Source organism: Rhizobium nepotum 39/7, assembly GCF_000949865.1.
GTDB classification, from domain to species: Bacteria; Pseudomonadota; Alphaproteobacteria; order Rhizobiales; family Rhizobiaceae; genus Agrobacterium; species Agrobacterium nepotum.
Map to the genome: position 1 here is coordinate 96366 of NZ_JWJH01000014.1, position 8711 is coordinate 105076.

General features: G+C 57.9%; 9 protein-coding genes and 1 tRNA gene. 9 read left to right on the forward strand and 1 reads right to left on the reverse strand.

Translation table 11 applies throughout. The features are described from left to right. Positions 1–13: 13 nt before the first annotated feature. The 5 genes from RS75_RS15925 to RS75_RS15945 all read left to right on the forward strand — a co-directional run bounded on the left by RS75_RS15925 (position 14) and on the right by RS75_RS15945 (position 5034). Positions 14–514 carry a flagellar basal body-associated FliL family protein gene (locus tag RS75_RS15925; protein ID WP_045022030.1) on the forward strand — a complete coding sequence of 167 codons (501 nt, stop codon included), beginning with the start codon at positions 14–16 and terminating at the stop codon, positions 512–514. After that, positions 511–1248 carry a flagellar type III secretion system pore protein FliP gene (gene fliP, locus RS75_RS15930; RefSeq protein ID WP_045022031.1) on the forward strand — a complete coding sequence of 246 codons (738 nt, stop codon included), beginning with the start codon at positions 511–513 and terminating at the stop codon, positions 1246–1248. Before RS75_RS15925 ends, fliP begins: the two co-directional genes overlap by 4 nt. A gap of 374 nt (positions 1249–1622) precedes the next feature. Next, the gene (locus tag RS75_RS15935) at positions 1623–2483 is read left to right on the forward strand and encodes a flagellin N-terminal helical domain-containing protein (RefSeq protein ID WP_045022034.1); all 861 of its coding nucleotides are present in this window, start codon (positions 1623–1625) and stop codon (positions 2481–2483) included. 406 nt (positions 2484–2889) lie between these two features. Next, positions 2890–3852, forward strand: a complete 963-nt coding sequence (locus RS75_RS15940; protein WP_045022036.1) for a flagellin N-terminal helical domain-containing protein — start codon at positions 2890–2892, stop codon at positions 3850–3852. Positions 3853–4092: 240 nt separating this feature from the next. Further along, positions 4093–5034 (forward strand): flagellin N-terminal helical domain-containing protein, encoded by a 942-nt coding sequence (locus tag RS75_RS15945; RefSeq protein ID WP_045022038.1) that lies wholly within the window; start codon positions 4093–4095, stop codon positions 5032–5034. Positions 5035–5238: 204 nt separating this feature from the next. Here RS75_RS15945 and RS75_RS15950 read toward each other — a convergent pair. Next, a tRNA-Thr gene (locus RS75_RS15950) sits at positions 5239–5313 on the reverse strand. 155 nt (positions 5314–5468) lie between these two features. Here RS75_RS15950 and RS75_RS15955 point away from each other — a divergent pair. The 4 genes from RS75_RS15955 to hisD all read left to right on the forward strand — a co-directional run. Beyond that, positions 5469–5735, forward strand: a complete 267-nt coding sequence (locus tag RS75_RS15955) for a hypothetical protein (RefSeq protein ID WP_045022041.1) — start codon at positions 5469–5471, stop codon at positions 5733–5735. 102 nt (positions 5736–5837) lie between these two features. Next, positions 5838–7130: a UDP-N-acetylglucosamine 1-carboxyvinyltransferase gene (gene murA, locus RS75_RS15960; protein WP_045022042.1), complete on the forward strand. Its 1293-nt coding sequence runs from the start codon at positions 5838–5840 to the stop codon at positions 7128–7130. A gap of 116 nt (positions 7131–7246) precedes the next feature. Beyond that, positions 7247–7687 carry a DUF2948 family protein gene (locus tag RS75_RS15965; protein ID WP_045022069.1) on the forward strand — a complete coding sequence of 147 codons (441 nt, stop codon included), beginning with the start codon at positions 7247–7249 and terminating at the stop codon, positions 7685–7687. Positions 7688–7821: 134 nt separating this feature from the next. Continuing rightward, positions 7822–8711 (forward strand): histidinol dehydrogenase (gene hisD / locus RS75_RS15970; protein WP_045022043.1); only part of this gene is annotated, 890 nt, incomplete at its 3' end.

Below are 8711 nucleotides of genomic sequence, written 5' to 3' on the forward strand. Positions count from 1 at the left end.
GCGGGACTGACCCATGGAAAACGAACAGGCCGAAAGCAAGAAGAAGTCCTCCTCGCTGGTCATGACCATTGCAGGGGTTGCGATCCTCACCCTGCTCGGTGCGGGCGGCGGCTGGCTCGTGGGCGGCATGGTCGCCCCGAAGATTGCCGGCGCCGAGGCGCATGCCGCAGCTGCCGCCGGCGGACACGGCGAGAAGAAGGGCGAGGGCATCGAAAAAATCTCCGCCGAGGCGAATGGTATCGTCCAGCTCGATCCCATCACCACCAACCTCGCCTATCCCTCGACAAACTGGGTGCGGCTCGAAGTGGCGCTGATGTTCAAGGGCCCTGTCGAGGTTGGTCTCGCCGAGGATATTCATCAGGATATCATGGCCTATGTCCGCACCGTTTCCCTCCAGCAGTTGGAAGGGCCGCGCGGCTTTCAATATCTTAAGGATGACATTCAGGAACGAGTTGACCTGCGCTCTCAAGGGCGCGTATCCAAGGTCATGTTCCGGACCTTTGTCATCGAATGATTCGATTTCTTATAACCATCGCCGTCCTGCTGGCTTTGCCGGGCCTCGCCAACGCCCAGCAATTTCCGTCCGATCTGTTCAACACGCAGATAGACGGATCCGTCGCGGCATGGATCATCCGCACCTTCGGCCTTTTGACGGTCCTGTCGGTCGCGCCAGGTATCCTGATCATGGTCACAAGCTTTCCGCGCTTCGTGATCGCATTTTCGATCCTGCGCTCCGGTATGGGGCTTGCCTCAACCCCGTCCAACATGATCCTTCTGTCGATGGCGATGTTCATGACCTTCTACGTCATGTCGCCGACCTTCGACAAAGCCTGGACTGATGGCGTGCAGCCGTTGTTGCAAAACCAGATCAACGAACAGCAGGCCATCGGGCGCATCGCCGAACCCTTCCGCACCTTCATGAACGCCAATACGCGTGACAAGGATCTGAAGCTGTTCGTCGATATCGCCCGCGAACGCGGACAGGTCGTGATGACCGACAATGTCGTCGACTACCGCGTGCTCGTTCCTGCCTTCATGCTGTCGGAAATCCGGCGCGGTTTCGAGATCGGTTTCCTGATCATCCTGCCATTTCTGGTCATCGACCTCATCGTCGCCACCATCACCATGGCCATGGGCATGATGATGCTGCCGCCCACCTCGATTTCCCTGCCGTTCAAGATCCTGTTTTTCGTGCTGATCGACGGTTGGAACCTGCTCGTCGGCAGCCTGGTCAGATCGTTCAACTAACGGCATTTGTGCCGAAATAATCTTCGTTAATCCTGTTTGTTAACCCCGCAGCCCCACGGCAGCGGGGTTTTCGCGTTTTAACCCTTTGCTTACCGTTTTTGTTAGGGGCCGGATAACTATAATTTTCAATTAAAAACTTACCATTTAAATATACTTTGTAGTAACCATAAGTATTTTCTAGTATTTCTTAATGCTCAAATTAATAATTACGCAATTTTTCGCTGCGAAATTCTCCCTACACACAGCGGGTTTGGTTTCCAGAAACAAGTATTTCTGAACCGGGTGGCATGATGCCGAAACGTTGTGACCGGTAATACCAAGTCCGGAATGTCCCCAACCTCAGTATCTCGTAAAAACAAAGGGACACATTTATTATGGCAAGCATTCTCACTAACGCTTCGGCGATGTCCGCTCTCCAGACGCTGCGCTCCATCTCCAGCGATATGTCCACGACGCAGGATCGCATTTCCACGGGCATGCGCGTCGGCGCCGCCAAGGACAACGCCGCTTACTGGTCTATCGCAACGACCATGCGTTCGGATAAGGGCGCTATCAGCGCTGCCCAGGACGCTCTCGGCCTCGGCGCCGCAAAGGTCGATACGGCTTATGCCGGCATGGATGCCGCAATCAAGGTCGTCACGGAAATCAAGAGCAAGCTCGTTACCGCCACCGAACAGGGTGTTGACAAGTCCAAGGTTCAGGAAGAACTGAACCAGTTGAACCTTCAGCTGGCAAGCGTTGCCAACGGCGCGTCCTTCAACGGCGAAAACTGGCTGGTCGGCACCGCAGGCGCCAAGACCGTCGTTTCGGGCTTCGTCCGTGATACGGCCGGCGTCAAGGTTACGACCGCCAGCTACACCACTGCTCCGCTTTTCGCCAGCGTCGACCCGGCAACGGGCGCCGGCACGGGCGGCCTGCTGGCAAACACCATCGCGATCAATGTTACAACGTCTACCGACCTTGCCGCCGACCTGACCACCGTGGAAACGGCTCTCAAGGCAATGCAGACATCTGCATCCAACCTTGGTTCGATTTCTTCCCGCATCGACCTGCAGCAGAGCTTCGCCGACAAGCTGGGTGATGCTCTCGAAAAGGGCATTGGCCGTCTCGTAGACGCTGACATGAACGAAGAGTCCACCAAGCTGAAGGCTCTGCAGACGCAGCAGCAGCTGGCAATCCAGGCCCTGTCGATCGCCAACAACGACTCGCAGAGCATCCTGTCGCTCTTCCGCTAAGAGCTGAACTTCTCATAGCCCTTCGGGGCTGGGGGACACATTTCTTCCCATAAGCAATCGGGGGCTGACCGAGCGCAGATTGGGATAGAAAGCATAACCGTCCGAAAGGCTGAATCGGACTGAATGCATCCATGAGGCCGCATCCGGAAACGGGTGCGGCCTTATCTTTTTTTTAAACTTTCGGGGTTACGCGCGCGTGCGCGCGAGAGTTGCATTTTTAATTTTGCCGAGACTGAATTTCTTTCTCCATTTATCGATTCATTAACCAAACCCGCGTTACCTAATGCTCATCGAAACGGCGAGCTAACGTTAAAAATCAGCCAGTTAGCAGGCATGATGCTGTGCGCCGTTCCCGGTGAAACCGGAATGTCCCTTCTTTAATCAGCCATTCAAGGGGCACACTACTATGACGAGCATAATTACCAATGTCGCAGCAATGTCTGCGCTCCAGACCCTGCGCTCCATCGGCCAGAGCATGGAATCCACCCAGGCACGCGTTTCCTCCGGCCTTCGCGTTGGCGAAGCCGCTGACAATGCTGCTTACTGGTCGATCGCAACCACGATGCGCTCCGACAACATGGCCCTTTCCTCCGTTTCCGACGCCCTCGGCCTCGGTGCCGCCAAGGTAGACACCGCTTCTGCCGGTATGGAATCGGCGATCGAAGTCGTCAAGGAAATCAAGGCGAAGCTGGTTACGGCAACCGAAGAAGGCGTCGACCGCACCAAGGTTCAGGAAGAAATCGATCAGCTTCAGAATCAGCTGGTATCGATCGCGCAGGGCGCATCCTTCTACGGCGAAAACTGGCTCGTTGGCGCTTCGACGCTCGGCGCGACAACGCCCGGCACGGACCCTGATAAGTCGGTTGTCGCTGGCTTCGTTCGCTCCAGCGGTGGTGCCGTTACCGTTACGACTACGAAATACGCCCTTGATGACACCGCCACCGGCAACGTGCTGTTTGGCGCCGTATCCGGCGCAGGCGTCCCCAGCGCCGACGGTATTCTCGGCACGACCGGAACGTTCACGACAGTTCCTGTCCAGTCCGTCTTCACGCTGGACATCAACGCCTATGCAGCGGCAGACCGCGCCACTAACATGGCCGAAGCCCTGACGCTTGTTGAAAACGCGCTGAAGGCCATGACCAGCGCAGCAGCCAAGCTCGGTTCGCTCTCCATGCGTATCGGCCTGCAGGAAGACTTCGCTTCCAAGCTGTCCGACTCCATTGAAAAGGGTATCGGCCGCCTCGTTGACGCTGACATGAACGAAGAGTCTACCCGCCTCAAGGCCCTGCAGACGCAGCAACAGCTCGGTGTTCAGGCTCTCTCGATTGCCAACAGCAATTCCGAAAGCATCCTGACGCTCTTCCGTTAATCAGAAGCTTCAGCCGAAAAGATCAACCGCGCCGAAAGGCGCGGTTTTTTTGTTTTGGACCTTGCCCGCGACGTTCAGAGATTTTGATTAAGAGTTCATTAACCAAATCACGGCTAAATCACCTCATCGAAACGACTCGTTAACCAAGACGAAAAAGAGGTTAACAGGCATCACGCCGCGCAGTCGTTTCCGGCGATCCCGGAATGTCCCTTCCCATTTAGCCAGCTCAGAGGGGCAACTATGACAAGCATTCTGACAAACACCGCCGCCATGTCGGCACTTCAAACATTGCGCGCCATCAGCGGCCAGCTCGAAGATACACAATCCAGAGTCTCTTCGGGATTGCGCGTCAAGTCGGCCTCCGACAACGCCGCTTATTGGTCGATCGCAACAACGATGCGTTCCGACAACATGGCCCTTTCCGCAGTTCAGGACGCACTGGGTCTTGGTGCGGCGAAGATCGATGTCGCCTATTCCGCAATGGAAAGCGCCGTCGAAGTCGTCAAGGAAATCAAGTCGAAAATCGTTGCCGCAACCGAAGAAGGTGTCGATAAGACCAAGATCCAGGAAGAAATTGACCAACTTAAAAAACAGCTAGAATCGATCGCACAGGGCGCTTCTTTCAGCGGAGAGAACTGGCTGCTGGGTACTGGCCCCAAGACCGTCGTTTCCGGCTTTACCCGTGACGGTAGCGGTTCCGTCAGCGTTACAAAAACGGACTACACCCTTGTCGACACGACGACAGCAACTGAATCCGCCAATGTGATTTTCGGGTTAACCGGCACACCCGCGACACTGGATACGACAAAGGGCATCATTGGACAGTCCGGAACGGCCTCGGGCATTTCCGTATGGGACATCGATCTCAAGCTTTTCGATGCTGCGACGCCGCCAACCTACACGATCGGCAATCTGCTGACAGATGTTGAAACTGCGTTTCAAGCGCTGAGCAGCGCATCATCCGCCCTCGGCTCTATCAAAATGCGTATAGGACTGCAGGAAGACTTCATCTCGAAGCTGACCGACTCCATCGACAAGGGCATCGGCCGCCTCGTCGATGCGGACATGAACGAAGAATCCACCAAGCTCAAGGCTCTGCAGACACAGCAGCAGCTGGCGATCCAGTCGCTCTCCATCGCCAATACCAGCTCCGAGAATATCCTGTCGCTATTCCGCCAGTAAGCGGCGCCCGTTGGCTACGGGCGGTTTCGTCCCGCTCTGGCAGCAACAGAATATTCGGAAATGGAAACCGCGCTTCGCAAGAGGCGCGGTTTTCACCTTTGCCGACGCCCGTGCGGCGTGGCCGAAAACGCGCATCGACATTACAGATTGCGTGAACAATCTCCGCCGGGGCGTCGCGTAAATATTTGATTTTATGGGGAGGAATGGTGCTGCTAGAGAGATTTGAACTCTCGGCCTCTCCCTTACCAAGGGAGTGCTCTACCCCTGAGCTATAGCAGCATCTGGTGCCGAAGCGTTGGCTTCAGCATCAAGCGTGGCGGCCTATTGCCATAGGTTTTTGACGAGCGCAAGCCGCAAAACGATATTCTTCATCAAGCGGGGCAAAAAAGCGTGCCCCCTGTTGAAAAACATATTTTTCGGATATTGCTGAATTTATGAACGAACATCATGACAAACAGGCAAAGGCAGCGGTTTCCGCGGGCGCTTCCGCAGAACCGTCCGCCGCAGTGGCAAACGGCAATGCCCAGACTGGCCCCGGCGAAAAGGCGCGGCAGCGCGAGGCGGAGCGGAAAGCGCGGGCGGCGAAGAAGCTTCGTGAAAACCTCATGAAGCGCAAACAGCAGGTTCGTGCGCGCCGCGCCGGCGATGCGGATGACACGATTGGCCTGCCTGCCGCAAAAACGGACGAATCATCCTCATAGAGAATTCACCAGCATAAAATTGAAACGCCACGGAAACTCGTCTAAGGACGCGCATTTCCGCAAGGCAGATAAAGAAAGGCGGGCACAGGCCCGTAGGGACGCATGGATCGCATCAGAATTACGGGTGGCAACAAGCTCAACGGCATCATCCCTATCTCAGGCGCAAAAAACGCCGCTCTGCCGTTGATGATCGCTTCGCTTCTGACCAGCGATACGCTGACGCTCGAAAACGTACCGCATCTGGCGGATGTGGAGCAGCTCATCCGCATTCTCGGCAACCACGGCGTCGATATTTCCGTCAACGGCCGCCGCGAGAGCCAGGGCGAAGCCTATTCCCGCACTGTGCACTTCACCTGCCGCACCATTGTCGACACTACAGCACCTTACGAACTGGTTTCCAAGATGCGTGCGAGCTTCTGGGTCATCGGCCCGCTGCTGGCCCGTGAAGGCCGTGCCCGCGTTTCCCTGCCCGGCGGCTGCGCCATCGGCACACGTCCGGTAGACCTGTTCATCGAGGGCCTGCAGGCGCTCGGCGCAACGATGGAGATCGATGGCGGCTACATCAACGCCTCGGCCCCCAAGGGCGGCCTGATCGGCGCGGTTTACACTTTCCCGAAAGTATCCGTCGGCGCGACGCATGTGATGCTGATGGCCGCGAGCCTTGCCAGAGGCACCACCGTCATTCACAACGCCGCCCGCGAACCGGAAGTCGTCGATCTGGCGCACTGCCTGATTGCCATGGGTGCGAAGATCGAGGGTGCCGGCACCTCCACCATCACCATCGAGGGCGTCACCTCGCTCTCCGGCGCGCGCCACCGAGTTTTGCCGGATCGTATCGAAACGGGCACCTATGCCATGGCAGTAGCGATGGCCGGCGGTGACGTGGTGCTGGAAGGCACGCGCGCCTCGCTGCTGGACAATGCGCTGGACACGCTGCGGCTTGCCGGCGTGACCATCAATGACACGGAGACCGGCCTTCGGGTCGTACGCAACGGCAACGGCATCCAGCCGGTCGATATCGTCACCGAGCCCTTCCCCGGCTTCCCCACTGACCTTCAGGCGCAGTTCATGGCGCTGATGACCCGGTCGCAGGGCGTCTCCCACATCACCGAAACCATTTTCGAAAACCGCTTCATGCATGTGCAGGAACTGGCCCGTCTCGGCGCGAAGATTTCGCTCTCCGGCCAGATGGCCCGTATCGAAGGCGTCACCCGCCTGAAGGGTGCGCCGGTCATGGCGACCGATCTGCGCGCCTCGGTGTCGTTGGTCATTGCGGGCCTGGTGGCGGAAGGCGAGACCATGGTTTCGCGCGTCTACCATCTCGATCGTGGTTTCGAACGCCTTGAAGAAAAGCTCACCCGCTGCGGTGCGCTGGTCGAACGCGTCAGCGATTGATCCCTTCATCACCGCTCATTCGTTTTCTCCCGTTGCAGAGCAGGCCGTGACTGCCTATTTCCAATACAAGGAAATTGGACATGCCGGCCTGCGGCCCAAGGAAAAGGAAGAAAATGATGAGCGGCCTGAAATTGCTCGCGCTGGACACTGAAGATCTCTCCGTCATTTCGACGCATATGCAGGACAGCGTCTTCAAGCTGAAGGACGTTGCCTTCGAGCCGAAACACGGGCAATTCTCGCTTTCCGCCAACCGTTTCGTCTGGGAGAGCGCCGAGAAGAAGAGCCTGCCGCCGGAGCGTTGCCGCAGCGTCGTTTTCCTGAAGCGGGTCTCCGCCGTCCGTTCACACGGTATCAACCGCGATGACAGGGAGCAGGTACTTTCACTCCTCGCCATCCGCTTCGTGCAGAACGGCGAAGGACCTGACGGAGCTGTCGAACTGACTCTTTCGGGCGGAGGCGCCATCGCGCTCGACGTCGAATGCATCGAAGCGCAGCTGACCGATGTGAGCGGCGCCTGGGAAACCGCCGCCAAACCGCAGCATCCGGACGGCGAATAAGCTCTCCACGCCATCGCAACGGTTGCCTTTCGTCACTGTTTCGATTTATGCCACATACCAGAGCCGCATTTATTCCTGCGGTGAGTTCGTGCACCTCGCGGGATCGCCTGCGGGGAAAATGAGAGGGTAATGGCGTGGTAATCTGGCTGGAGCGGGCATCGGCTGATTTCGAACAGAAATTCGCTGCCTTCCTGACGACCAAGAGAGAAGTTTCCGAAGACGTCAACGCGACCGTTCGCGACATCATCAACGATGTCCGCCATCGCGGCGATGCGGCCCTTGCCCATTACTCCCTGAAATTCGACGGTCTCGATTTCTCGAAGGTCTCGATGCGGGTGACGGCGGAAGAGATCGACGCCGCTGTCGCAGCCGTGGACAAGACCGTGATCGACGCCCTCGAATTCGCAGCGCGGCGCATCGAAAAACACCATGCGCGGCAAATGCCGAAGGACGATATCTACGAGGACGAGATCGGCGTGGGCTTAGGCTCGCGCTGGACGGCGATCGAGGCCGTTGGTCTCTATGTGCCGGGCGGCACCGCCAGCTACCCAAGCTCCGTTCTGATGAACGCCGTGCCGGCCAAGGTTGCAGGCGTCGAGCGCATCGTCATGGTCGTGCCGGCGAATGGCGGCGTGATAAATCCCGCCGTTCTTGCCGCCGCGCGCATCGCAGGCGTCGAGGAGATCTACCGCATCGGCGGCGCGCAAGCGGTGGCGGCACTCGCTTACGGCACGGAAACGATCATCCCTGTCGCCAAGATCGTCGGCCCCGGCAATGCCTATGTGGCGGCCGCGAAACGCCAGGTCTTCGGCACAGTTGGCATCGACATGATTGCCGGCCCGTCGGAAGTGCTTGTCATCGCCGACAGGGACAACGACCCGGACTGGCTGGCCGCTGATCTTCTCGCGCAGGCGGAACATGACCGTGGGGCGCAATCCATCCTGATCACCGACAATGCCGAACTGGGCAAGGCGGTGGAAGCGGCGGTTGAGCGGCAGTTGAAGCGACTGTCGCGGTCCGAGAC